Source organism: Burkholderia sp. BCC0405, assembly GCF_902833075.1.
GTDB lineage: Bacteria > Pseudomonadota > Gammaproteobacteria > Burkholderiales > Burkholderiaceae > Burkholderia.
In genome coordinates this window covers 386,811-410,876 of the sequence record NZ_CADFEO010000001.1, presented here as the reverse complement: position 1 = coordinate 410,876, position 24,066 = coordinate 386,811, and the positions used below count along the sequence as shown (strand labels likewise).

The window sequence follows — 24,066 nt, the reverse complement described above, 5'->3', positions numbered from 1 at the left end:
GCTGGCGGCCCCGCCGGAATGCTAGGATGCGGGCAGATTGCGGCCGCGCGCCGCGGCTCGCCGCCCGGGTGGCGGTGCGCGTGCGCGGCCGGGCCCTGACGACGGAACGACACCGTGCCGCCCATAGACACAGATCATCTCGCCGCCCCCGACGCGATGCCCACGCTTTTCGATACCGGCGCGCAGCCGGATGCCGCCGAACTGGCCGCCGCGCTCGCGGCGCCGGCCGCCGCCGGCCGCTACGACGAACTGCGCGGCAGCGCGGCGGGCCTGAACGCGCCTGCGCTCGCGCCCGCGTGGCGCAGCTTCTTCACGTCGGTCGGCAGCGACGGCGTGGCCGACCTCGATCGCCGCGCCGACGCGCTGCACCGGCGCATGCGCGAGAACGGCCTGTTCTATCAACTGCACGAGCAGCGCGCCGGCGACGGCGCGGCCGGCCCGTGGTCGCTCGACCTGCTGCCGCTGATCGTCACGCCCGAGGACTGGGTCGCGATCGAGCGCGGCGTGCTGCAGCGCGTGCGGTTGCTGAACGCGACGCTGGCCGACCTGTATGGCCCGCAGACGATCCTCGAGCGCGGGCTGCTGCCGCCCGCGCTCGTCACCGGGCATCCGGGCTACCTGCGCGCGATGCGCGGTGCACGCGTGCCGGGCGATACCTGGCTGCACGTCGTCGCGTTCGATCTCGCGCGCGGCCCGGACGGGCAGTGGCGGATCGTCGCGCAGCACACGCAGGGCGCGGCCGGCCTCGGCTACCTCCTCGAAAACCGGCTGATCGTGTCGCGGCTCTTTCCGCGCGGGTTTCGCGGGCTGCGCGTGCAGCGGCTCGCGTCCGCGTACCGCGCGCTGCTGCAGAGCATGCAGGCGCTCAGCCCGGCCCGCAAGAATTCGCGGATCGTGCTGCTCACCCCGGGGCCGCACAGCGCGACGTATTTCGAACACGCCTACCTTGCGCGCTACCTCGGCCTCACGCTCGTCGAAGGCGGCGACCTGACCGCGCGCGACAACCGCGTATTCCTGAAGACGCTGGGCGGGCTCGAACCCGTGCACGGCATCCTGCGGCGCGTCGACGACGCGTGGCTCGATCCGCTCGAACTGCGGCCCGATTCGATGCTCGGCGTGCCGGGGCTGCTGCAGGCCGTGCGCGCGGGTAACGTGCTGCTCGCGAATGCGCCGGGCTCGGGCTTCCTCGAATCGCCGGCGATGCTCGGCTTCATGCCGCGTCTGGCGGAAGCGCTGCTCGGCGAAACGCTGACGCTGCCGGCCGTGCATTCGTGGTGGTGCGGTGAGGCGGCCGCGTGCGACGACGCACTGCCGCAGCTCGCGCGCGGCATCGTGAAGGCGTCCTATCCACCCGAGGTGCAGGCCGGCGGCCCGTTCGAGCCGGTGATCGGCGCGCGGCTCACCCAGGCGCAACTGGCCGAGTGGCGCGCGCGGATTCTCGCGCGGCCCGAGCACTACACGGTGCAGGCCGACCTGCCGCTGTCGCAGGCGCCGACCTGGCCCGGGCACGACGCGCCCGACGGCGACGGCGGCGCGCGCATCGTGCCGAAGCCGGTGCTGCTGCGCGTCTTCGCGCTCGCCGACGGCGCGCAGCGCTGGCGGCTCCTGCCGGGCGGCCTGTCGCGGGTCGGTACGCGCGACACGCTGTTCAACGCGCCGATGCCGCGCGGCGGCAGTACCGTCGATACGTGGGTGATGACCGAAGGCATCGTCGATTCGACGACGCTGCTGCAGACGCACCTCGGCCCCGACGACCTCGTCGAACGCCCGCGCGCGATCGCGAGCCGCGCGGCCGAAAACCTGTTCTGGCTCGGCCGGTATACCGAGCGCGCAACCAACCTGATGCGCCTCGCGCGCGCCGCGCTCGAACGGCTGCGAGGCGAGGACGACGTCGACAGCCCCGCGCACCTGGAACTGCTCGACACGTTGTGCCGCGACACGGGCCTGATCGCGGCCGATGCGCCGAACGCCGTCGATGCGCCGCGTGCGTTCCAGCACACGCTCGCGACGTCGCTGACGCGCGGCACGGATCGCACGTCGGGAATTGCGTCCTGCCTGTTCGGGATGCGTGGCGCGGCCGCCGCGATCCGCGAACGGCTGTCGAGCGATCAGTGGCGCTTGATCGACGACGCGACCCAGCTGTTCGCGGACAGCGCGGGCCAGCCGGAAGCCGAGGAGCAGATCGGCAACGAGGCGCTGCAATTGCTGGAGCGTCTCGGGCTGCTGCTCGGCGCGATCACGGGCGCGCAGACCGACAACATGACGCGCGACGACGGCTGGCGGTTGCTGTCGATCGGCCGGCAGATCGACCGGCTGGACTTCCTGTGCAGCGTGCTGAAGGTGGCGTTCGACGAAGGCGCGGTGCACCGGCAGGACGGCTTCGAGCTCGTGCTGGAGCTGTTCGACAGCACGATCACGTTCCGTTCGCGGTTTCAGCGCGGCTTCGACGTCGCGCCGCTGTTGTCGCTCGTCGTGCTCGATACCGACAACCCGCGGTCGCTCGGCTGGGTCGTGCAGGCGCTGCGCGGCCGGCTGACGAAGGTCGAGCGAAGCGAAGGCTATGCGCTGTCCGAGCTGGCCGAGACGATTCCCGACGTCCCCGCGTGGTCGCTGCACGAGCTGTGCGAGACCGCCGAAGGCGGCCGGCACGACAAACTGCTCGATGCGCTCGACACGACGGTGAAGGCGGTCTGGGAATTGTCGAACCGGATCGGCGAGCGCTATTTCAGCCACGTGCGCGAGGCGGGCAGGACGTTATGGTGACGACGAAAGGCGCGGGTAAAGTGCCGCCAGGCTCCGGCAATGCACGACAGGCAGCGTCACCGGCCGCACCGGCCGCCGTTGCTCCCGGCCGGTTGCTGCGCGTCACGCACGACACCGAATACCGCTACGCGGCGCGCGTCGAATCGGCGCAGCACCAGGCACGCCTGCAACCGCTCGTCACGCCGCGCCAGCAGGTGCTGTCGTTCGCGCTCGACATCGATCCCGCGCCGGAATCGGTCGGGACCGAGATCGATGCATTCGGCAACGCGCGCGCGTCGTTTGCGTTGAACCAGCCGCACGATGCGCTGCTCGTGCGCAGCCGCAGCACGGTACGCGTGACGCCGCCCGTCTGGTCGCGCGGTGCGCGCGGCGAGCCGCCGCCCGCCATCGCGAATCCCGACGGGAAACGGGCGATGGCGTGGGAAGCCGTGCGCGAGCGCTTGCGATTTCGCGCAGGGCAACCCTACGACGCGGCGAGCGAATTCGTGTTCACGTCGCCGCATGTCGCGTGCGATCCCGAACTCGCCGCGTATGCGGCTTCGAGCTTTACGCCGCACCGGCCGCTCGTGCAGGCCGCGTGGGAGCTGATGCGGCGTGTGCATGCCGATTTCGCGTATACGCCGAACAGCACCGACATCACGACGTCGGCGCTCGATGCGCTGCGCTTGCGCAAGGGCGTGTGCCAGGATTTCGCGCACGTGATGATCGGCGCGCTGCGCTCGCTCGGGCTGGCCGCGCGTTACGTGAGCGGCTACCTGCTTACGCAGCCGCCGCCCGGGCAGCCGCGCTTGATCGGCGCCGACGCGTCGCATGCATGGGTCGAGGTGTACGACCCGGCGTGGCCCGAGGACAATGGCTGGCTGCAGCTCGACCCGACCAACGATCGTGCGCCGGGCGACGACTACGTGATGCTGTCGATCGGCCGCGACTATGCGGACGTGACGCCGCTGCGCGGCGTGATTCGCGGCGGCGGCGCGGATCAGGAGCTGAAGGTCGGCGTGACGGTGGAGCCGCTCGATGCGCCGTGACGCATGCCGCGTACCTGCGCGCATGCCGTTTAAGTCTTCGTTAATACTGCACGCCTAGCATGGTCATGCCGGCGAACGGATCGGGCTCGATCCGGGGCGCCGGCGGCGCGCGCGGGTGCGTCGGCGTCACGGCGCCGCACCGTCGCGCATCGCCTTTCCCTTGCAACGGCGGCGGATCATGATCAAGACCTTCGACTACACGCTCGGCAGCGAGACGATTCCGCTCTGCGCGAGCTTCGGCGCAGGGCCGGCGTGGCGCCGTGTGCTCGTGAGCCGCGCGGATTCGATGGAGACGCTGGTGGTGCTCGACGCACGCGGCCTGTCGGGCTTGCTGAAGGTGGCGACCGAAGCGCCGGAAGGGCTGCTCGACGAGGCGATCCGCAAGGTCGGCGACGAGCAGCTCGTCGAGCGGGCGATCAGCGGCAAGGCGATCGTCGAAGCGGCACTGTGACGACACACGTGGCACACGGGCGGCGCGGCTGACCGGATCGAGGAGTATGCTCTCGGTCCGACCGACTCTTCGACGCATGCCTCATGCTCACGACAGGCGCTGCCATTCCCGCATCCCGCCGCTATACGACGATTCGCGTGATCGCGTATCACGGCATCCTGCAAAACTTCACGTCACTGCTGCAGTTCGTCCCGTTCATGCTGTTCGTCCAGCACGAGCGATCGCTGACTGCGTTTTCGGCGTGGTCGTGGCAGTTCCGGGCGTTGCAGGGCGCGTTGTTCGTGTCGGCGATTGCGGGGCTGGTCAGTCACGTCGCACTTGCGTTGCGTCGCCGCTGGGGACGCACGCTCGCTGTGGCGACCTGGGGCATATCGTGTGTCGTGTGGCTCCTGTTGTCGACGTGGGTCCCGGTGCTCGTCGCGTTGCCGTTCGGCATTGTCGGATTCGCGCTGATGTACAACCGGCTCGGCAACGATTACCTGAGCCTGCCGCAGGTCGCGGCGGGTTCGACGGTGCGGCGCTTCGTGTCTTCCGGTCTGCTGGCCGCGGCGTCGGCACTGTATTACTGGGCGATATCGTACGCGGCGGCCCACACCGGCGCTTTCGCCTACATCATTCCGAATATCCGGCCGAAGAACCTGCTGCAGGCGGCGGCAGTCCTGCTGGTTCTGGGCACCGCCATCGCGCCGCGCGGGCGGCGCATGTGGAACTGCGGCATGGCGCTGATGACGGCTGCGATCGCGATGCTGGGCATGCTGGCGGGCTACGTGTCGACCGCGACGCCGCTGGTTCGCCATATGCCGCAGGAATATCAACGCACGGCCGTTGCCATTCCGTGGCAGCCGGTCATGGTCTACGTGGCCGTGACGTTCTGTGTTGCGCTGGTGCTGATTCGCGTGACGAAGCCGCCGAAGCGTAGCGACTGGGAGCTGGCGGCGAACCCCGACGCGCCTGCGGATCCGGCGCGCCGGGAAACGAGTTCCTGACGTCGCGCGGCTAGTCCGCGAACCGGTCCGTTGCCGCGATCAGCGCTTCCAGGATTCCCGGCTCGTTGTATGCATGCCCGGCGCCGGGCACGATCTCGAACGTCGCATCCGGCCATGCCTTCGACAAATCCCATGCGGTACGCGCGGGTGTCGCGACGTCATAGCGACCCTGCACGATCACGCCCGGGATGCCGGCCAGGCGATGCGCGTCGCGCAGCAGCTGGCCTTCCTCGACGAAGCCCCGGTTCACGAAGTAGTGATTCTCGATCCGCGCGAACGCGAGTGCGTAGTGGCCGTCCCCGAAGTGCGCGGCGAGTTTGGGGTCGGGCAGCAGCGTGATCGTGCGGCCTTCCCAGATGCTCCACGCGCGCGCGGCTTCGAGCTTCGCGGCTTCGTCGTGGCCGGTCAGCCGGCGATGGTAGGCGGCCATCAGGTCGCCGCGCTCGGCTTCCGGAATCGGTGCAACGAATTCTTCCCACAGATCGGGGAACAGCCACGATGCGCCTTCCTGGTAGTACCACAGCAGTTCCGCGCGATGCATCGTGAAGATGCCGCGCACGACCAGCGCGCTCACGCGCTCGGGATGCGTTTCCGCGTACGCGATCGACAGCGCGCTGCCCCACGATCCGCCGAACACGAGCCACTTTTCGGCGCCGACCATCTCGCGCAGGCGCTCGATATCGGCGACCAGATGCCACGTCGTGTTGTTCTCGAGGCTGGCGTGCGGCGTCGAGCGCCCGCAGCCGCGCTGGTCGAACAGCAGGATGTCGTAGCGCTCCGGATCGAACAGGCGGCGATGGTCGGGGCTGCAGCCGGCGCCGGGGCCGCCATGCAGGAACACGGCGGGCTTGCCGGCCGGGTTGCCGCAGCGCTCCCAGTAGATGCGGTGGCCGTCGCCGGTGTCGAGATGGCCGTGGGCGTAGGGTTCGATCGGTGGGTACATGGGCGAGAGGAGCAGGAAGGTTGGATAGGCATTATGCGCGAAATACGTGGTCGGCATCGTGGCGTGCCGGCCGATACCGTGTTCGGAGCGGGGCGTTTGCGCTAACCTGCGAGTTCTTTCAAGAAAAAATACGACAGGGCCGCAATGAATCGCGATATGGAGGCGGTGCTCGACTATTGGCACTGTGTCGAATTCTTCAATAGCTATGATCTCGACGATCAACTCGAACAGGCTCGCAGGCGTCGACAAGACACAATCTGCTTGCGGGCCGACGCGACCGCGCGAGCAACCTGGGAAGGTGCGATCGGACAGCCGGGCGAACTGTACCTCGTCCCGTTCGATGTATCGCTCGCGACGCGCTTGATCGATGCACACGTGGCCGAGCGCACAACGGCGCGTACTGTCATCGAACGGATCCGCGACGAGGAGATGGCCCCCGAAGGATTGACGTGTTTCGCCAAGCTGTCGATCGGGGTGGGTGGTCGATCAAGCGGTGACGCGCTGAGCGTTTCCGCATTGCCGTGGGCGCTGGGACGACTACGCGACAGTGAACTGTCGGATCTGAACGCGGCCGCATTCGACGCGGACGCCGCGACGCTCAGACGTGATTTCGACATGCTGCTCGGTGGCGGTACGATCGCGATCGATTGCGACGTATTGATCGCGATGGTGCGGCGACTGCAAACCTGGGCCGGGCTGGAGCCGGGCGACGGATTGCTCGCCTGGATGGCGATCAAGGCGGCCAATAGTGGCAGGGTATATCAAGCGCCAAGTGCAGCGACTCGCTTGAACAGCGCGGCGCAACTGGTTGCCGCCGACGATCCGGGGGCGGCGGATGACGACGACGAGGATGCCGCCAGCGTCGATCTGCCGATACTGAACAGCTTTTACGTGCGCGATCTGGCGGACGCGCGCCGTATGCTCAACGCCGCATCACCGCCGCGTGCGCTTCTCAACTATCTGGCCGCGCAGGATGCATCGAAGACGGACCTCGATGCGTATCCCGCCGGTCAGCGGGAAATCGTCGATTCACTGGGTCCCACACATGGCATCGCAGGGCGTTGGCCGTCTCCGCCCAGTCAGGTGCAGTCGCTGATGCAGCAGTACTCGCTCACTAAGATGAAGGCGTTGCGCGTCGGCGAGATTCTTGCCGTCAATGGTCCGCCCGGAACGGGCAAGACGACGCTGTTACGTGACTTGATTGCGCATTTGGTTGTCGCGCGTGCCAGCGTGCTGGCTGAGTTGCCGGATTGGCAAGCGGGTTTGACGGGAGAAAGCGTCGAAGCCGATTTCGGGGGGAAAAGCTATCCGGTACCGGTGCTTTCACCTGCGTTGACCGGTTTTGAAATCGTCGTTGCTTCCACTAACAATGGCGCGGTCGAGAATCTGTCGCTCGAACTGCCACAGAGCCGTCACGTTGATGTGCGCCTGCGCGATCGGCTGTCCTATTTCGGGCCGCTTGCGACGAAATATGCCGGAAGTCACGCGTCGAAGCCATGGAAACTCAAGGAGCCGGTGTGGGGGCTGGTCGCGGCCGCACTTGGCAAGCGTGCCAATCGACGACTGTTCAGCAACATCTTCAACAACTATGCTGCGACGCCCAACGACAAGCCTGGGGACGCATTTCTGCAAAACGGCGACGTCGATTTTCGAAGCTGGGATGCGGTAGGTGCGATGACCTACTGGCGCTACTTGCATCACTGGCGCAAGGGTAGCGTCGCGCGCATTCCGTTCCAGACCGCTCAACGCAATTTCACCGCCGCGCAGGAGAAATTTGAGGCGGCGCGACGTGAACTCGAGCGACTGGACGCACGCCTGAACGCTATTGAAGCGGTGTGGCCACAGGTCGCCCGATCTTGCCCCGACATCGCACTGTTCAACCGATGCGAACTGGTGCAGCAGCGCGAGGTGCTCGATGCACGCATCGACCGGCTCAATCGGGACGTGTTGCAGTTTGAGCGTCGGCTCGGTCCGTCGTGGCTGCGCTGGGTCTCGAAGTGGCTCCGCCACGATGTATATCGCGATTGGCTCGGGGCGACTGACGCCGCGGCTTTGTTGAGTGGCGTTCGCGACGATTTCCGGGAAGCCGAGCGGATGCAGGGCAAATATGGCGTTCCACTCTGGAATGGCGAGGATCTGGCTCAGGGTGCCGAAGTCGAGCGGGCTGCCAGTCAGAAGCGTGCGTTCTGGCAAGCGGAAGCGCTTAACGAACTGCGAAACGAGCTTTTTGCTTCGGCAATGGAATTACACGAAGCGTTTTTTCTGAATGTCCATGCGCAACAGGCGCGCTTCAACGAACTCGTCTACGCATTGTCGAACCTGCTGTCGCGACCTCCAATCAGTGGCGTGAATGCGCTGTGGCAGTGGTTTTTTATGCTGACGCCCGTCGTATCGAGTACGTTCGCGTCGATTCGGCAGCAATTTTCCGGTGTCGTGCCCGAAGGGTTGGGCTGGTTGGTGATCGACGAAGCCGGGCAGGCCGTTCCGCAGGCGGCAGTCGGCGCGCTGATGCGTGCGCAACGCGTCGTGGTCGTCGGCGATCCGCAGCAGATTCCGCCGGTCGTCACGCAGTCGACGCTGTTGCTGGCGAATCTCGGCGATCACTGGCTTGGCAGGCAGCGTATGCGATACGCGGTTGACCACCATTCCGTTCAGACGCTGGCGGATCGTATCTGCGCGTTGGGCGTGAGAAACCCAATGATGCCCGAGCGGTTCATCGGTGTGCCGCTGATCATCCATCGGCGCTGCCACGATCCAATGTTCAAGATCGCGAACGCGATCGCATACGGCGGGCGCATGTTGCACGAAGAAAAGGAGCGGCTGGCTGACGCGTATTTGCCGGAACCGCATCCGGTGCTGGGCGCCAGCGACTGGTGGGACGTCGGGGGCGAGGCCGACGACGCGTCGAAATACATCGCGGAGCAGGGCGAGCGTGTGTTCGACGCGCTGGCGCTGCTTTTCCGGCAGGCGTTGGACGAGGTGGGCGCAAGCACGATGCCCGACGCCTTCGTCATCACACCGTTCAGGCAGGTCAAGCACGGCCTCGTCGACCTGTTGAGCGACCGTTCCCGCTGGGAGCGGGCGCTGGCCGGCACCGGAAAACGCTTGCCGACGGATCTCGCGGACTGGATCCGGACGCGCGTCGGGACGGTGCATACGTTTCAGGGCAAGGAGAGCGACGTGGTCTTTTTTGTGCTCGGCTGTGATTCGCGACACGAAGGAGCAATCAACTGGGCTTCAGCGGAGGCAAATCTGTTGAACGTCGCCGTCACGCGAGCGAAGAAATACCTTTACATCGTTGGCGATCGCGCGCTTTGGGGAGACAAGCGGCACTTTGAGGTGGCGCTGCCTTTACTGGCCCGGAATGCTAATTCCCCCAAACTTCGGGAAACGACCGACTAAGCGGGGGCGCGGTGGCACGGGGGCGTGCGGCTGAGCCGGATTTTTGAATTAATTTCATTCCGATATTTTTCATACAAAATCCCGGCGGCATATCGGCGTGCCGAAGCGGGGCGCCGGTCTGCCGCCCATCCACCGTGCCAACGGAAACCAGCCGATGAACCATCGCGTCACGCAATTGACCGGGTTGCGCGCCGTCGCGGTCGCGATGGTCGTGGTCGGACATGCCGAGCACGTGCTGCCCGGCGGCTACACGGGCTGGTACGCGCCGTTGCGGCTGATCGCCGACGGCCGGCTCGGCGTGCTGATCTTCTTCGTCCTCAGCGGCTTCCTGATCACCAACGTATTGCGCGCCGAGTTCGCGCGCACGGGCGGCATCGCGCTGACGTCGTTCTACGTGCGCCGCGCGCTGCGGATCTGGCCGGCCTGCTACGTGTATCTCGCGGCGGTCGCGATCGTGGCCTTCGCGGGCTGGTTCGACGTCGACCGCCGGCAGTGGCTGTATGCGGCGCTGCATCTGTGGAATTACTCGGCGTGGTTCGGGCTGACTGCCGACAACACGCTGCATCCGGACGGTGCGTGGTACCTCGGCCATTTCTGGTCGCTCGCGCTCGAGGAACAGTTCTACTGGTTCTGGCCGCTGCTGTTCGTGTATGGGATGCGTCGCGGCGGGACGCGTTGGCTGGCCGCGTTGATCTTGACCGTGCCGCTGGTGCGCGCGCTCACGTATTTCGTTGCGCCCGCGCTGCGCGGGCAGCTCGCGATGATGCTTCACACGGGCGTCGATTCGATTCTGATCGGCTGTTATGCGTCGCTCAACCGCGAACGGCTCGAAGCGTGGATTCGTACCTGGCGTGGCGAGACGCGCATCGCGACCGCGATCATCTTGATCGTGCTGATCGGCATGCCGCTCGCCGAACATCGGCTCGGCGGGTTCTGGAATGCGACGTACGGCGTGACGCTCGAAGCCGCGCTGATCGCGATCGTGATCGTCGTGCTGAATTTCCGCAGCGAGTTCTGGTGCGCGCGATGGTTGCGTGCCCGGCCGGTCGTGTTCGTTGGCACGATCTCGTTCAGTCTTTATCTTTGGCAGCAGCCGTTTGCAAATCCGGATCTGCAGGTTCCCCATGCGTTTCCGCTCGGCATCGCGTGGGCGTTGCTGGCCGCAACGGCCAGCTATTTCCTCGTCGAGAAGCCGTTCCTGCGGTTGAAGGATCGCTATGCGGCGCGCGAGATGCGGCGTGTGCGTGACGACGCGCGGCGGATGCCCGCGTCGGGCGAGGCGATCGGAGCGAAGGTGGCGGAGTAGGCGGGCGGGGCGGTGTTACTGCGGCCCGCTTACCGTCATTTGAATCGCTTCTTCGAGGCAGGCGAATACCAGAAGTCCCGGTACATATCGCTCCCGTATGATTTGCCGTCGTATTTGACGACCGTGCGCACGGTGCGTTTCCCCGCGTCCGGTTGTTTATCGTCGTTGCTTTCCGCGTTTTTCACGTGTGCCGTAATCGACAGGTCCGCAAAGCCGTTGTGCGACGTTTTCTCGACAGCAATCGTCATGCGGGCGGACTCGCTGCGCAGGTCGCTGGTATCGGGGCCGCACGCGGTGCCTGTGGTGGCGACCCAGCCATTGAGATTGGTACCAAACACGGGGCGGATGCGAGCACCGTCGCGAATCCACAGGGTCAGTTCGTTCTCCATGTAGGCATCAGGGCAACTCGGTCCGTGTGCGGTGCTGCTGAACACGACGCCGAACGCCCGCACATCGGGCGATAGCCGGTACGGCGCTGTATCGATGCGATAGCTGTTCTCGCCGATCTGTATCGCCGCATCCTCTTGGACGACCGACTTTTCGGCCGCCACGACCTTGCCGCCCTCGACGAGCGCGACGACCTGCAGCTTGGTGCTGTCGTCCGGGTTCTTGCTTTGGGGAAGCGAATCGAATGCGATGGCCGCGATCGTCGTGTCCGGCGCATTCGGCATGACCTTGCACGCCGCCGCGACGACGAGCCGGTCCGCGTCGCGTGTGGCGATGCGGGCGCTTGCGATACCGGCCCAGCGGGCGACGGCGGTGACGGTATCGTCGCCGCAAGGCTGATTGTCTGTCGCGTGAACGGCGGGGGCGGCGACGAGCGCCAGCAGCGGGACGAAGCGGAGAATTCTTGTGGTCACGATGGGAACAGGTTCTTCACGGGTTGTCGTGGATGTCGCTTACCGCTCCGAAGCGTACCCCAGCACGCGGAAAGACCGTCTAAGTACTTGACCGGATCTGTACCGCCACCTGCATCGGACCCGCTTCACGGGAGCGACACAGCCCCGATTTCATTCGGCAAACGCGGACGGATGCGCGCCGAACCTGCAGCCCGTCGCGTCCGTTGCAGATGATGGCGCCGGGCCGGTGTTCGAGCGTTTCCTTCGGCTCGAAGCCGGATCAAAGTCGACGGAATACCAGGCTGGCGTTGACACCGCCGAAGCCAAAGCCGTTGGAGATCGCATATTCCGTCGATATGCTGCGGGCCGAGCCGGTGACAATGTCGATGCCTTCCGCTGCCGAGTCTGGCTGGGTCAGGTTCAGCGTAGGCGGCGCGAGCTGGTCGCGTAGCGCGAGGATGGTGAAAATCGCTTCCACGCCGCCCGCAGCTCCGAGCAGATGGCCTGTCGACGCCTTGGTGGCGGATACGGCAGGGCCGCGACCCGTTCCAAATACAGTCTTGATGGCCGCGAGTTCGCTGATGTCGCCGACGGGCGTGGACGTCGCATGGGCGTTCAAATGCCCGATCAGCCCGGGTTCGAGATTCGCCTGCCGGATGGCGAGTTCCATCGCGCGTCGTCCCCCGGCGCCGTCCCCGGGCGGCGACGTCATATGGTATGCATCGGCGCTCGTGCCATAACCGAGTACTTCGGCGATGGGGGTGGCGCCTCGCCGCAGCGCGTGTTCCAGTTCCTCTATGACGAGCATGCCGGCGCCTTCTCCCATGACGAAGCCGTCTCGCCCGGCGTCGAACGGGCGGGATGCCTGCGCCGGATGAGCGTTGAAGCCCGTGGACAGGGTTCTTGCCGCGGCGAATGACCCCAGGCTGACGCGATCGATGCAGGCCTCCGCGCCACCGCACACGGCAATGTCGGCTTCGCCCGCCCGGATCAGGCGTGCTGCGTCGCCAATTGCCTGTGCGCTGGCGGCACAGGCCGTAACCGGTGCGCCCAGGGGGCCGCGAAGGCCGTGGCGGATGGAGATGTGGCCAGCGGCCATGTTGGCCAGGAAGCTGGGTACGGTGAAGGGAGACAGCCGTCTTGGCCCGCGTTCGTCAGTGATCCTGACGGCCTCTGCAATGGCGCCGAACCCGCCCACGCCGGACGCTACGATGGTTGCGGTTCTTTCGCGAGCGCTTTCGGTTTCAGGTTGCCACCCGGATTGATGCAAGGCCTCTTGCGCGGCGCCCAGCGCAAACAGGCTGAACCGGTCCATCTTCTTCTGGTCCTTGGGTTCCGCCGCGAGGGCAGGATCGAATCCCCATGGACAGTCGGGCGTCAGCATGGGCACGACGCCACCGACCTTCGACGCAATGCCGTCCGTGACATCGTCGGGCAAGCCGACCACGCCCGAATGACCCTTCAGGAGGCGGCTCCATACGGATTCGACTCCGCATCCCAATGGCGAAACCATACCCATGCCAGTCACGACAATGCGTCTCGTATTCAAACGGTGCTCCTCTTTTGACTGATGAAGACAGGCAGCCGGAAATTGGCGCAATGCGCCATCCGACACCTCTCACGAAGTTCAGAAATCACGAAGATAGCGCGTCAGTATAGGGAGGAGGCCGGTCAGGAATTCGCACATCGCGCCAATTAATATGCAAAATGCGCCATAATGATCCAGTCATGAATCTGTCCCGCCAACGTCCTCTCACTGTTTCGGCGCACTTCCTGCACGGGATGTTGCGTGCCGTTCGCGCGCGTCACGGAGAGGAAGCGGCGGCACAGGTCCTCGCGAGCGCAGCCATCCCGCTGTCTCTTCTCAATCAACCCGATGCACGCATCACTCGGCAGCAGTACGTCGCGTTGTATCGGACGGTCGCGGCGTCGCTCGATGACGAGATGCTGGGGCTATGGTCCAGGCCGATCAGGGGCGGCACGTTGAAGTACCTGATGCTCAGCCTGCTGGACGCGCCAACGGTATTGGTCGCGTTCAATCGTTTTGTTCGTTTCTGGAATTTGCTGCTGGATGACTACCGGTTGCAGATCTCGACGAAGAACGAGCGGGTGCGGCTGGCGCTGGTGGAGCGCACGCCTGGCACGCAGGTTACGCCCCTCGGACATGAGTTGATGATGAAGCTGGCTCACGGCATAGCGTCCTGGCTTCTGGGCAGGGAACTGGCGGTGCAACGGGTCGAGTTCAGCTTCGCCAGGCCCAGGTACGTGGAAGACTATGCATTCCTGTTTCCCGGGGCGGTGCAGTTCGATGCCGGGATGACGAGCATCCATTTCTCGTACCAGGATTGCGCCGAGCCGTTCAAGCGTGAAAAGCACGAACTATGGGCGTTCCTTAACGCCGCTCCTGGAGCCTGGACCTTCAGCGTGTTTCATCACGGTTCGATTGTTGCCAAAACACGCGAGCATCTCGAACGGAATATCGCGCAGCCGCTGACGATACGGGCGCTCGCGCAGGCGTTGCATACGTCAGTACGCACGCTCAATCGCAGATTTGCGGAAGAAGGCACTCATTTCCAGCAGGTGAAAGACGGGCTGAGACGGGATATCGCGGTCGATCGGCTGACAAACTCGAACACCAGTGTGGCAGTGCTGGCATTCGATCTTGGTTTTTCCGACGCCACCGGTTTTTGTCGCGCGTTCAAGCACTGGACCGGCAGTAGTCCTACGGATTATCGCAAGGATACGCGCCAGGATGAGTGACGAGAAGGCGTCGGGACTCGACAGCACGTGTCGCATGGCCGGAGATGGCCGAACGCCGACAACCGGGGCCCGTGTTTTCGAGAAATCCGCGAAGAATTAAAAAAGGCCCTTGCGGGCCTTTCTTCGACTACGGAACGGGCGGGCGAACGCTTACCGCGTCAGTGCCGTGAACTCCTCCAGCAACCGGTCGACGTCAGCCGCCTGGATCGCGCCCATCGTCGAGATGCGGAACAACTCCTTCGACAACCCGCCTTGCCCTGCGTAGATCACGAAGCCACGCGCCTTCAGCCCGTCGTGCAGCGTCTCGTACGTCACGCCTTGCGGCAACCGGTACGCACGCAGCACAACCGACGATTCGCCTTCCGGCAGGACCAGCGGCATCCCGCGCGCGGCAAGCCCGGCTTGCGCCTGATCGGCCAGCGCCTTGTAATGCGCATGCCGCGCACGCCAGCCACCGGCCTCGTCAAACTCGCGCAGCGCCTCGACAAGCGCGTAATAGGCATGCACGGACGGCGTAAACGGCGTGTTCCGCTGATCCTGCAGCTTCGCGAGACGGCCGAGGTCGAGGTAATACGTGCGGCTTGCCGCCTTCGCGAGCGCGCTGCGACGCACGATCACGAACGCGGCACCCGGCACGCCGTGCAGGCACTTGTTCGCGGTCGCGGCAACGGCATCGATATCGCCACCGGCGAAATCGACCGCTTCCGCGCCGAAGCTGCTCACACCATCGACGAGCATCTTCACGCCGCGCGAACGGCACACCTCGGCAATCGCACGGAGATCATTCAGCCGGCCCGTCGTCGTTTCGTGATGAATCACCGCAACATGCGAGTACCCGCCCGCATCGAGCCGTGCACCGATCTGCGCGAGATCGGGCGCCTGCATCCACTCATGCTTCAGCACGTCATGCGCGATCCCGTATTGCGTCGCGATCTGCGTAATCCGCTCGCCGTACACGCCGTTCTCGATCACGAGCAGCTTGCCGTCCTTCGGCACGAGCGCCGCGATCATGCTCTCGACGGCAGCCGTACCCGAACCGGTCATCAGCACCGCCGCCCACTCGGCCGGATCGAGCTCATACGCGGCGACGAGACGCGCCCGCGCCTCATCCTGCAGATCGAAGAATTCGCTTTCGCGATGGCACAGGTCGGGTTGCAGCAGGCTGCGGCGCACGCGTTCGGTGAGCGTGACCGGGCCGGGGTTCAGCAGCAGCATCAATGGGCTCCTTCAACGTGGGCTTCGGTCTGCGCGGCGCCGATGTGCCGCATCAGACGAGTCTTGACCTCGACCGGCGTCACGGTCGGGCGGGGCAGGCCGTCGGGCACGCCGGTGCGGATCGCCAGGCGCACGAACTGCGTACCGTCGGCCGGCGCGGCCAGCGCCGTATCGAGCACGTCGAGCGTGTCGCCTTCGACTGCCGACGCATACCCGCACGCGGCTGCGACACCCGCGAACGAAACGTGTTGCGACACGGTGGCCTGGCCGCCCGTCGATTCGTGCGCGCCGTTGTCGAGCAGCACGTGCGTCAGGTTCGCCGGGCCGTAGGTGCCGAGCGTCGCGAACACGCCCATGCGCATCAGCGCGGCGCCGTCGCCGTCGACTGCAACCACGCGCAAGTCGGGGCGCGCGAGCGCGAGGCCGAGCGCGAGCGGCGTCACGCAGCCCATCGAGCCGACCATGTACAGCTGGTTCGGGCGATCGTCGATCGCGTAGAGTTCGCGGCCGCAGAAGCCGGTCGATGCGAGCACGACCGTCGAATCGACCGGCGTGTGCGCGATCACGCGCTGCAGCGCGTCCTGGCGGGTCGGCCAGGCGTCGGCCGACGCGGCGCGCGACGACGCTTGCGCCGCGGCATGCGCGCGCGGCTTCGCCGCCGGGTTCGCTTTCAGTTCATACGGCGCGACGCTGCCTTTCTGCATCACGAGCGCGTACGGGCGGCCCGTCGCGTCCATGTGCGCGATCGCGCGGTCGAGTGCCGGGCCGACCTGTTCCGGGTCGGTCGGGAACGTCTCCCACGGGATCTCCATCGTGTCGAGCATCGCCGGCGTGATCGGGCCCATCAGCGCGTGCTGCGGCTCGTCGGCCACGCCCGGCTGGCCGCGCCACGTGACGATCAGCAACTGCGGCAGGCGGAACGTCCACGTGAGCGACGTGAGCGGGCTCACCGCGTTGCCGAGCCCCGAGTTCTGCATCATCGCGATGCCGCGCTTGCCGCCGAGCGTCGCGCCCGCGATCAGCGCGACCGCGTCGCCTTCGTTCGCGGCCGACACGTAATTCAGCGTCGGGTCCTGCAGCACGTAATTGATGAACGGCGTCAGGTACGAGCAGGGCACGCCCGCGTACCAGTCGAAACCGCGCTCGCGCGCGGCCTCGACGAACTGGGCCGCTTCGATCATTGCGCGCCCCCGTTGGCGGTGCCCGGTTCGGACAGCGGCGTCTGGCCGTGCGCGAAGTCGCCCGCGCGGCGGAAGTCCTCGAGATCGTTGACGCCGCGCCAGTGGCCATGCACGTACTGCACCTCGATCTTCTCGCCGGCGGCGATCAGTTCGTTGAGCAGCGTGGGGATGTCGAGCGTGTCGAAATCGTCGCGCGCCTGCAGCGTCGCGAGCATCGCCTTCAGGCGGTCGACACCGGCGCCGCGCACGTTCAGCAGGCCGATCCAGCGGCCGTGCAGCGTGCCTGCGGCGACGTCGCTCGACACACGCTGCAGATACGTCTTCTGGCCGAACAGGCCGCGATCGTCCTCGGCCGTGCAGAGTGCGAAATCGCGCACGCTCTGGTTGGTCGGCTCGGTCAGCGACGAATCGACCACCACGCTGAACTCGGCCTCGCTCTCCGCGAGGTCGCGCAGGATGTAGCTGCGGAACAGCAGGTCGCCGTACGAGATCACGGTGTCGCCGGTCAGTCGTTCGGCCGCGCATGCGAGCGATGCGAGTTCGCCCGTCTGCGCGTGGCGTTCGTTGACGACGAGCTTGATGCCCGACGTGTCGATCGCGTCGGCGCGATAGCCGCCGACCACGGTGATGTCGTTCACGCCGTGTTTCTTGAAGCCGTCGACGAGCCAGCGCAGCAGCGGCTTGCCGGCGACCGGCAGCATGACCTTGGGTTTGTCTTCGGTGACGGCTTCGAGGCCCTTGCCGCGGCTCGCGGCGAGCACGATCGCCGCGTTCGACGCGCGCGACGACGACGACAGGTAGATGCGCTCGGCTGCCGAGTATTCGTCGGCGTCCTGCAGACGGAAGATCTCGTTGACCGATGCGACGCGGTCTTCGACGTTGATCAGCGTTTCGTTCTCGTGGATTTCGCGTGCGGTCGCCTGCATCGCGGATGCCGACGCGCGGATCAGGTGGTTCGCCCAGATCACGGTGCTGATGCCGGCCTGGCGGAATACGTCGGTCGGCGTGCTGTAGTACTTGGTCGGCACGATCACGAGCGGCGCCTTGCCGCTCCATTCGCGCGCGAACTGCAGGATTTCGTCCGGGCGCGACAGCTTGCTGTGGATCAGGATCGCGTCGGCGCCGGCTTCCGCGTACGCGTTCGCGCGGCGCAGCGCCTCGTCCATCCCCCAGCCCGCGATCAGCGCTTCGACGCGCGCGACGATCGAGAAGTCGGGATCGGTCTGCGAATCCTTGCCGGCCTTGATCTTGCCGCAGAACTCGTCGATCTCGGCGAGCGGCTGGCGTTCGCCGTCGATGAAGCTGTTCGTCTTCGGGAACTGCTTGTCCTCGATACAGACGCCCGCGATGCCGCGCTGCTCGAGCTTCTTCACGAGGCGGCGCACGTTGTTGAAGTTGCCGTAGCCGGTATCGCCGTCGAGCAGGATCGGCAGGTCGCTCGCGTCGGCCATGAATTCCAGCACGTCGACGACCTGGGTCCAGCTGGCTTCGTTGTTGTCGCGCACGCCGAATTGCGCGGAAATCGCGAGGCCCGACGCCCAGATGCCCTTGAAGCCGGCTTCGCGGACGATCCGTGCGGACAGGCCGTTGTGCGCCTCCATCAGGAATTCGAGGTCGCTGCTGACGAGCATGCGGCGCAGGCGCGCGCTGCGCGATTCGGTGAAATTGGGTTCGCGTGCGTTCATCGTGCGACTCCTGCGGTGGTGCGTTGAATCAGGGGGAGGATTTCTTGCGTGGCGCGAGCGACGTCGTTCGGGAAGTCGATCTCGATCCACGGCGAGCCGGTGACGTCGGCGACGTCGAACGAATGACCGCCTTCGAGCAGCAGGTCGCGCACGGCTTCCTCGTGCGGCATGTTCGCGCGGCCGCTGTCGACGTAGCCCGCGACGATCGCCGCGAGGCGGCGCGCGGTGCCTTCGGTGAAGCGGAAGAAGCCGACCGATTCGCCGATCGTGTCGTAGTCGAGGTCGACCGCGAGCTGCTTGCGCAGCTCGACCGGCACGCTGTTCTTCAGGCACAGCTTGACGGGTTCGTCGCCGGCCTCGAAGTCGCGGTCGATCAGCAGGCGGTCGACCGCCTTGTCGGCATCGGCCACCAGCGCGTGCAGGATGTTCTCGTCATACAGCACGTCGGCGTCCATTAGCAGCACGTCGCCGCCGCGCGTCATCGCGTCGGCGACGGTATGCACGGTCAGCACGCTGCCGAGGTCGTAGCGGTCGTTGATCACGATCTCGGCCTGGCGGCCGAGGCGCTTCAATTCCTGCTCGACCTTCCCGGACTGGAAGCCCAGCCCGAGCACGATCTCGTCGACGCCCGCGGCATCGAGCACGCGCAAATGGCGCTCGAGCAGCGAAACGTCGTCGAAGCGCAGCAGGCACTTCGGGAACTGCGCCTCGGGCGGTTGTTGCAGGCGCAAGCCGAGGCCTGCCGCAAGAATGATGGCTCGCATGGGTTCTCCAACCAAAAAGCCGGCGGATCTGAACGATCAGTCGGCGAGCGGCTGCGGCGCACGGCGCCGCTGCCAGTTTCTTTCACTGAAATGCAGATAGAGCAGGCCGGGCAGGCCGAGCGCGAGTTCGCGCGCGCGTTTCGCAAGCGACAGCGCGAGCGCCGCGTCGGGCGGCAGTCCGACCAGCGGCGCGAGGAGCAGGTAGCCGCCTTCCTGCGCGCCGAGCGAGCCCGGGATCGCGAAGGCCGCGCCACGAATGGCCTGGCCGACGCTCTCGAGCAGCAGCGCGTCGAGCCAGCTCACCGGGTGCCCGAGGAAGTGCAGCGCGAGCCACACTTCCGCGGTGCCGACGATCCAGCCGACGAGACTCAATGCGAACGTCTTCGCGACCTTCGCACGATCGCGGTACAGCGTGCCGACCGCATCGTCGATCGCGTCGGCGCGGGTGGCCAGCGACGACCAGTCGCGCGGGCCGAGCAGCTTCGACGCGAGGCGCAGGCCGCGGCCGAACAGCCCGCGCCGCTGCGCCATGTAGAACAGCGCGGCGAGGGCGCCGAGCACGCCGGTGGCGATCAGTGCGGGCGTGCGCAGGTGCGCGACCGATTCGTGCGTCGCATACAGGCTGAACGCGGCGATGCCGATCAGCGCGAACGCCATTTGCGCGAGCGCCTGCATCGTCGTGCTGACGGTGACGGCCGCCGCCGCGTCGGCCATCCGCGTGCCGCGCTGCGCGAGGTGGCGCACCATCAGCACGGGGCCGCCGATCTGCCCGGCGGGCAGCAGGCTGTTCACCGATTCGCCGACCCAACGCGCGCGCAGCGCGTTGCCGAGCTCGGCGCCCGGCTGGCCGGGGCGGAACATCACGGTGATCGCCATCGCGTCGATCACGAGCGGCACGACGTGGAACGCCGCGACGAGCGCGAGCCCCCAGCCGGCCGCGAGGAACGTGGACGCGACCGCGCCGACGCCCTGCCATGCAAGGAGTGCAACGAAGAGTGCGGTCCCGAGGGACAGCAGGATGAGGCCGGCGCGCGTCATGACCCGGTCGTGCGTCGTGTCGCCAGTTGCTTGAACACCTGGCGGAAACCGAAATACGCGATCGCGTCCTTCATGTTCGAGATGAAGCGCTTCCACGGCCGCATGCCGGGGTTCGTCACGTATTCGAAGGTGAGCGACACGCGCATCTCGTTCTGGCCGAGCGGCGTGATGCGGTGGCGCAGCTTGTCGCCGTCGAACAGCACGATGCCGCCGTCGGCGATCTGGACGGAGCCCGGTTCGTCGGCCACGTCCGGATTGCGCGTGTGCAGCTCGTAGTCGAGCCGGCACGACGATTCGTCGATCACGCCGATCAGCAGCGTGTAGCGGCGGCCGTCGTAGTACGACGTGTCGTAGTGCCAGCCGATGTGGTCGCCGGGCTTCGTGTAGTAGTACAGCGCGTAGGCGTGCGGATCGTCGTCCGGCGACAGCATCAGCTTGTCGCCCGTGACCTTCTCGAGGAAGGCGATGAGCGCCTTCGAGCGATACAGTTCGGCGATGTACGGCGCCTGCTCGTCGATCGTATGGCGGCTCACGCTGCCGCCCTGCTTGTGGCCGGGCAGGTAATTGCGGTTCAGGCCGGCCTGCATCGCGCGGGCGGCATCGGCCAGCTTCGCGTGCGCGTCGGCCGGCAGGAATGCGTCGAGGTACAGGAACGAGCCCTGGCGCGTGTAGTCGCCGCGCAGGCGCTCGAGGTCGAGACGGCCGACACAGTCGGCCACGGTGCGATCGGGATCGGCTACGGCCGCGCGCACGGGCGCGGGGCGTGCCGGGCTCAGCACGGAGTCGTCGCGCGCGCTATTCATTTGGAAGCCTGGATTTCGGTTGGATTCTGAGCAACGTTGCCGCGCCGGACGATGCGCCACCAGTCGATCACGACCCAGGCGGCGAACAGCGGGGCGCCGATCGACGCCGCGAGCAGGAACGGCTCGACGCCGTCGAACAGCGTCACGAGCGGCAGCAGGTAAAGCACGTCTTCGGTTTCGAAGCCGCCGGCGAATGCCTGCTTGGTGCCGGCCTTGCCGGCGAACGATTCGATCCGCATGCGCAGGAAGAAGATCAGCGCGACGGCCGCACCGGCCACCGCACCGAGCAGCACCGGCGGCGCGGCCATCTGGCCGCCCTGGGCGACGATGCCGACGCCCATGCTGACGAACAGCGCGATCGTGACGAGCGCGTCTGCCGCGAGGTCGTAAAAATGACCGATCTTGCTCGACTTGCCGCTGATGCGTGCGAGCTCGCCATCGGTGTGGTCGACGAAGTTCGACAGCACGATCAGGAACGCGCCTGCGTTGCTCCAGCCGAAGCCGCCGTGCGCGAGGCACCAGGCGCCGGCGAGGCCGATCAGCAGACGGACGGTAGTGAGGTGATTCGGGGTGACGGGCGTGTCGACCAGCGGCCGGACAAGCGAGCGCGCGAGCCGCGCATCCCAGGTGCGTGGCAGGGGCGGTTCGGAACGTGTGGCGGTTTTTCTTTGGTCCATCGGCGAAATATATACGGAATTGTAATTTGTTGCTTTTTATTCGATCAATGTCCTGACATGAGGGAGTGTTACCGCGTCTTGCGGCGATAGGCCGGCCGAAAAGCGCGTACGCGAAAGGGCGGCCGAACGGGGCTGCGGGTTCCGTATTCCAGTGTGGTTCGCGCCGCGCGGCTGTCAAGGACGGACGGGCCTCGGAGGCCGGTGCGGCGGCGCCTTTCGCGTTTCCCGATGCGCGTCGCGCGGCGCGTGCGAGCTTGACGTGCGTCAGGCCGGGGCAATCCGCATCGGGTGACAATTGGCCGCGCCGGACCGATGTCGGTCATTGCTGGTCGGCGGGCGATAAATTGCAGGGGAAATCCGTCAATTGATGCACGCGGGTTGGCGATCGACGACCGGGCATTCTGCCGGTTGCTTTCGCGCACCTTTCGTGCGCATCCGATTTAAACGGTACGCCTGTCACAGAACGGCCGTTCGATACCCGGCAAATCCGGCAAGGATCTTTTTCATTTGGCGGACATTTCGCGGCGATCGCCTCTGCGATACTCCGATCGTGCCTGTGGTGCCGGCCGCCCCTGGCGGCCCCAAGGGCTTCATGTCGCTCAGGAGACACCCCCCGCGACGTCAACGACAGACCCAAGCGTCAGAAACCAGCCATGTCTTCATCACGCATCCTCGCTCCCGCCCTGCGTTCGCTCGTCCGCACCGCCGACGAAGCCGCCGCGCTGATCCGTCCCGGCATGACCGTCGCCATGAGCGGCTTCACGGGCTCGGGCTACCCGAAGGCCGTACCGGCCGCGCTTGCCGCCCACATCGACGCGGCGCACGCGCGCGGCGAGGACTTCCGGATCAACGTGCTGACGGGCGCGTCGACCGCGCCGGAACTCGACGGTGCGCTCGCCCGTACCAACGGCATCTCGATGCGCCTGCCGTACCAGTCGGACCCGACGTTGCGCGACAAGATCAACGGCGGCGAAGTCGACTACCAGGACGTTCACCTGAGCCACGTCGCGCAGTACGCATGGTTCGGGCTGTACGGTGATCTCGATGTCGCGATCGTCGAAGTCGCGGGCATCCGCGAGGACGGGCTGCTGATTCCGTCCGCGTCGATCGGTAACAACAAGACCTGGCTCGAACGCGCGAAGCACGTGATCCTCGAGGTCAACGCGCGCCAGCCGCTCGGCCTCGACGGGATGCACGACATCTATTACGGCACCGCGCTGCCGCCGCACCGCAAGCCGATTCCGCTGACGAAGAGCGACGACCGGATCGGCGAGCCGTACCTGCGTTGCCCGGCCGACAAGATCGTCGCGATCGTCGAGACCGACGCGCCGGATCGCAGCAATGCGTTTTCCGCGCCGGACGCGACGTCGAAGCAGATTGCGCTGCAACTGATCGACTTCCTGCGCCATGAAGTGAAGCGCGGCCGCCTGCCGGAAAACCTGCTGCCGCTGCAGTCGGGCGTCGGCAACATCACGAACGCGGTGCTCGCGGAGCTGAGCTCGGCCGGCTTCTCGAACCTGACCGCGTACACCGAGGTGATCCAGGACGGCATGCTCGACCTGCTCCAGGACGGCACGTTGAGCTTCGCGTCGGCCACCGCGCTGTCGCTGAGCCCGGCCGCCGTGCAGCGCTTCGCCGACGAAATCGCGACGTTCCGCGAGAAGATCGTGCTGCGCCCGCAGGAGATCAGCAACCATCCGGAACTCGTGCGCCGGCTCGGCTGCATCGCGATGAACGGGATGATCGAGGCCGACATCTACGGCAACGTGAACTCGACGCACGTGATGGGCACGAAGATCCAGAACGGCATCGGCGGCTCGGGCGACTTCGCGCGCAACGGCTACCTGTCGTGCTTCATGTCGGCGAGTACCGCGAAGGGCGGGGCGATCTCGCGGATCGTGCCGATGGCGAGCCACGTCGACCATACCGAGCACGACGTCGCGGTGGTCGTCACCGAGCAGGGCCTCGCGGACCTGCGCGGCCTGTCGCCGAAGCAGCGTGCACGCAAGGTCATCGCGAGCTGTGCGCATCCCGATTACCGGCCGATGCTCGAGGACTACTTCGAGCGCGCGTCGCGCGAGAGCTTCGGCAAGCACACGCCGCATTTGCTCGCCGAGGCGCTGTCGTGGCACGAGCGCTACGTGCGAACGGGCACGATGAAGGCCTGACGCACGCGCGGCGCTCCGCGTTCCGGATGCGGGGCGGGGAGCCGCCGGCCGGGCGAG

18 protein-coding genes are annotated in these 24,066 nt (G+C 66.4%); 8 read left to right on the top strand and 10 right to left on the bottom strand.

What is annotated here, in order from left to right; genetic code table 11:
• Window positions 1–156 precede the first annotated feature (156 nt).
• The 4 genes from HWX36_RS01815 (at window position 157) to HWX36_RS01800 (ending at window position 5,228) form a co-directional block, all read left to right on the top strand.
• Complete coding sequence (locus HWX36_RS01815) at window positions 157–2,763, top strand: circularly permuted type 2 ATP-grasp protein (protein ID WP_175950571.1); 2,607 nt, start codon at window positions 157–159, stop codon at window positions 2,761–2,763.
• Window positions 2,757–3,791, top strand: coding sequence for a transglutaminase family protein (locus HWX36_RS01810; RefSeq protein WP_175950570.1), 1,035 nt, complete (start codon window positions 2,757–2,759; stop codon window positions 3,789–3,791). The genes HWX36_RS01815 and HWX36_RS01810 overlap by 7 nt, the downstream gene beginning before the upstream one ends.
• Before the next feature lie 178 nt (window positions 3,792–3,969).
• Complete coding sequence (locus tag HWX36_RS01805) at window positions 3,970–4,242, top strand: hypothetical protein (protein ID WP_175950569.1); 273 nt, start codon at window positions 3,970–3,972, stop codon at window positions 4,240–4,242.
• 83 nt (window positions 4,243–4,325) lie between these two features.
• Window positions 4,326–5,228, top strand: a complete 903-nt coding sequence (locus tag HWX36_RS01800) for a hypothetical protein (RefSeq protein ID WP_244136287.1) — start codon at window positions 4,326–4,328, stop codon at window positions 5,226–5,228.
• A 10-nt stretch (window positions 5,229–5,238) separates the two neighbouring features.
• On the opposite strand, the gene pip is transcribed toward HWX36_RS01800, so the two are convergent.
• Entirely contained in the window at window positions 5,239–6,171 is a 933-nt protein-coding gene (gene pip, locus HWX36_RS01795; RefSeq protein WP_175950568.1) for a prolyl aminopeptidase, read from the bottom strand.
• Window positions 6,172–6,315: 144 nt separating this feature from the next.
• On the opposite strand from pip, the gene HWX36_RS01790 reads away from it, so the two are divergent.
• The gene (locus HWX36_RS01790) at window positions 6,316–9,573 is read left to right on the top strand and encodes an AAA domain-containing protein (RefSeq protein ID WP_244136286.1); all 3,258 of its coding nucleotides are present in this window, start codon (window positions 6,316–6,318) and stop codon (window positions 9,571–9,573) included.
• Window positions 9,574–9,727: 154 nt separating this feature from the next.
• Window positions 9,728–10,879 carry an acyltransferase gene (locus HWX36_RS01785; RefSeq protein ID WP_175950567.1) on the top strand — a complete coding sequence of 384 codons (1,152 nt, stop codon included), beginning with the start codon at window positions 9,728–9,730 and terminating at the stop codon, window positions 10,877–10,879.
• A 35-nt stretch (window positions 10,880–10,914) separates the two neighbouring features.
• Here the strand turns inward: HWX36_RS01785 and HWX36_RS01780 are convergent, their stop codons facing one another.
• Both HWX36_RS01780 and fabF read right to left on the bottom strand, forming a co-directional pair.
• Entirely contained in the window at window positions 10,915–11,739 is an 825-nt protein-coding gene (locus tag HWX36_RS01780) for a multidrug ABC transporter ATPase (RefSeq protein ID WP_175950566.1), read from the bottom strand.
• Window positions 11,740–11,998: 259 nt separating this feature from the next.
• A complete protein-coding gene (fabF, locus tag HWX36_RS01775; RefSeq protein WP_175950565.1) occupies window positions 11,999–13,267 on the bottom strand; it encodes a beta-ketoacyl-ACP synthase II in 1,269 nt (422 codons plus the stop codon).
• A 179-nt stretch (window positions 13,268–13,446) separates the two neighbouring features.
• Here fabF and HWX36_RS01770 point away from each other — a divergent pair, with 179 nt between their 5' ends.
• Window positions 13,447–14,478, top strand: a complete 1,032-nt coding sequence (locus HWX36_RS01770) for an AraC family transcriptional regulator (protein WP_175950564.1) — start codon at window positions 13,447–13,449, stop codon at window positions 14,476–14,478.
• A gap of 150 nt (window positions 14,479–14,628) precedes the next feature.
• Here the strand turns inward: HWX36_RS01770 and HWX36_RS01765 are convergent, their stop codons facing one another.
• The 7 genes from HWX36_RS01765 to HWX36_RS01735 are packed head-to-tail and all read right to left on the bottom strand — an operon-like array spanning window position 14,629 to window position 21,841.
• Complete coding sequence (locus tag HWX36_RS01765; RefSeq protein ID WP_175950563.1) at window positions 14,629–15,693, bottom strand: 2-aminoethylphosphonate aminotransferase; 1,065 nt, start codon at window positions 15,691–15,693, stop codon at window positions 14,629–14,631.
• Window positions 15,693–16,874, bottom strand: a complete 1,182-nt coding sequence (gene aepY / locus HWX36_RS01760; protein ID WP_175950562.1) for a phosphonopyruvate decarboxylase — start codon at window positions 16,872–16,874, stop codon at window positions 15,693–15,695. Before aepY ends, HWX36_RS01765 begins: the two co-directional genes overlap by 1 nt.
• Window positions 16,871–18,559 carry a phosphoenolpyruvate mutase gene (aepX, locus tag HWX36_RS01755; RefSeq protein WP_175950561.1) on the bottom strand — a complete coding sequence of 563 codons (1,689 nt, stop codon included), beginning with the start codon at window positions 18,557–18,559 and terminating at the stop codon, window positions 16,871–16,873. The genes aepY and aepX overlap by 4 nt, the downstream gene beginning before the upstream one ends.
• The gene (locus tag HWX36_RS01750) at window positions 18,556–19,323 is read right to left on the bottom strand and encodes a phosphocholine cytidylyltransferase family protein (protein WP_175950560.1); all 768 of its coding nucleotides are present in this window, start codon (window positions 19,321–19,323) and stop codon (window positions 18,556–18,558) included. The genes aepX and HWX36_RS01750 overlap by 4 nt, the downstream gene beginning before the upstream one ends.
• A 36-nt stretch (window positions 19,324–19,359) precedes the next feature.
• Entirely contained in the window at window positions 19,360–20,361 is a 1,002-nt protein-coding gene (locus HWX36_RS01745) for an HpnL family protein (RefSeq protein WP_175950559.1), read from the bottom strand.
• Window positions 20,358–21,164: a 2OG-Fe(II) oxygenase gene (locus HWX36_RS01740; RefSeq protein WP_175950558.1), complete on the bottom strand. Its 807-nt coding sequence runs from the start codon at window positions 21,162–21,164 to the stop codon at window positions 20,358–20,360. The genes HWX36_RS01745 and HWX36_RS01740 overlap by 4 nt, the downstream gene beginning before the upstream one ends.
• Window positions 21,161–21,841, bottom strand: a complete 681-nt coding sequence (locus HWX36_RS01735; RefSeq protein WP_175950557.1) for a CDP-alcohol phosphatidyltransferase family protein — start codon at window positions 21,839–21,841, stop codon at window positions 21,161–21,163. The genes HWX36_RS01740 and HWX36_RS01735 overlap by 4 nt, the downstream gene beginning before the upstream one ends.
• A 653-nt stretch (window positions 21,842–22,494) precedes the next feature.
• Here HWX36_RS01735 and HWX36_RS01730 point away from each other — a divergent pair.
• Window positions 22,495–24,009 (top strand): acetyl-CoA hydrolase/transferase family protein, encoded by a 1,515-nt coding sequence (locus tag HWX36_RS01730; protein ID WP_175950556.1) that lies wholly within the window; start codon window positions 22,495–22,497, stop codon window positions 24,007–24,009.
• Window positions 24,010–24,066: the final 57 nt, after the last annotated feature.

Excerpts from the sequence above, each read along its gene's own strand:
- HWX36_RS01805 (WP_175950569.1), top strand. The coding sequence starts at position 3,970 with ATGATCAAGACCTTCGACTACACGCTCGGCAGCGAGACGATTCCGCTC.
- aepY (WP_175950562.1), bottom strand. The coding sequence starts at position 16,874 with ATGATCGAAGCGGCCCAGTTCGTCGAGGCCGCGCGCGAGCGCGGTTTC.
- HWX36_RS01750 (WP_175950560.1), bottom strand. The coding sequence starts at position 19,323 with ATGCGAGCCATCATTCTTGCGGCAGGCCTCGGCTTGCGCCTGCAACAA.
- pip (WP_175950568.1), bottom strand. The coding sequence starts at position 6,171 with ATGTACCCACCGATCGAACCCTACGCCCACGGCCATCTCGACACCGGC.
- HWX36_RS01730 (WP_175950556.1), top strand. The coding sequence starts at position 22,495 with ATGTCTTCATCACGCATCCTCGCTCCCGCCCTGCGTTCGCTCGTCCGC.
- HWX36_RS01745 (WP_175950559.1), bottom strand. The coding sequence starts at position 20,361 with ATGACGCGCGCCGGCCTCATCCTGCTGTCCCTCGGGACCGCACTCTTC.
- HWX36_RS01735 (WP_175950557.1), bottom strand. The coding sequence starts at position 21,841 with ATGGACCAAAGAAAAACCGCCACACGTTCCGAACCGCCCCTGCCACGC.
- HWX36_RS01815 (WP_175950571.1), top strand. The coding sequence starts at position 157 with ATGCCCACGCTTTTCGATACCGGCGCGCAGCCGGATGCCGCCGAACTG.
- HWX36_RS01740 (WP_175950558.1), bottom strand. The coding sequence starts at position 21,164 with ATGAATAGCGCGCGCGACGACTCCGTGCTGAGCCCGGCACGCCCCGCG.
- HWX36_RS01765 (WP_175950563.1), bottom strand. The coding sequence starts at position 15,693 with ATGCTGCTGCTGAACCCCGGCCCGGTCACGCTCACCGAACGCGTGCGC.
- HWX36_RS01785 (WP_175950567.1), top strand. The coding sequence starts at position 9,728 with ATGAACCATCGCGTCACGCAATTGACCGGGTTGCGCGCCGTCGCGGTC.
- aepX (WP_175950561.1), bottom strand. The coding sequence starts at position 18,559 with ATGAACGCACGCGAACCCAATTTCACCGAATCGCGCAGCGCGCGCCTG.
- HWX36_RS01770 (WP_175950564.1), top strand. The coding sequence starts at position 13,447 with ATGAATCTGTCCCGCCAACGTCCTCTCACTGTTTCGGCGCACTTCCTG.
- HWX36_RS01810 (WP_175950570.1), top strand. The coding sequence starts at position 2,757 with ATGGTGACGACGAAAGGCGCGGGTAAAGTGCCGCCAGGCTCCGGCAAT.
- HWX36_RS01800 (WP_244136287.1), top strand. The coding sequence starts at position 4,326 with ATGCTCACGACAGGCGCTGCCATTCCCGCATCCCGCCGCTATACGACG.
- HWX36_RS01790 (WP_244136286.1), top strand. The coding sequence starts at position 6,316 with ATGAATCGCGATATGGAGGCGGTGCTCGACTATTGGCACTGTGTCGAA.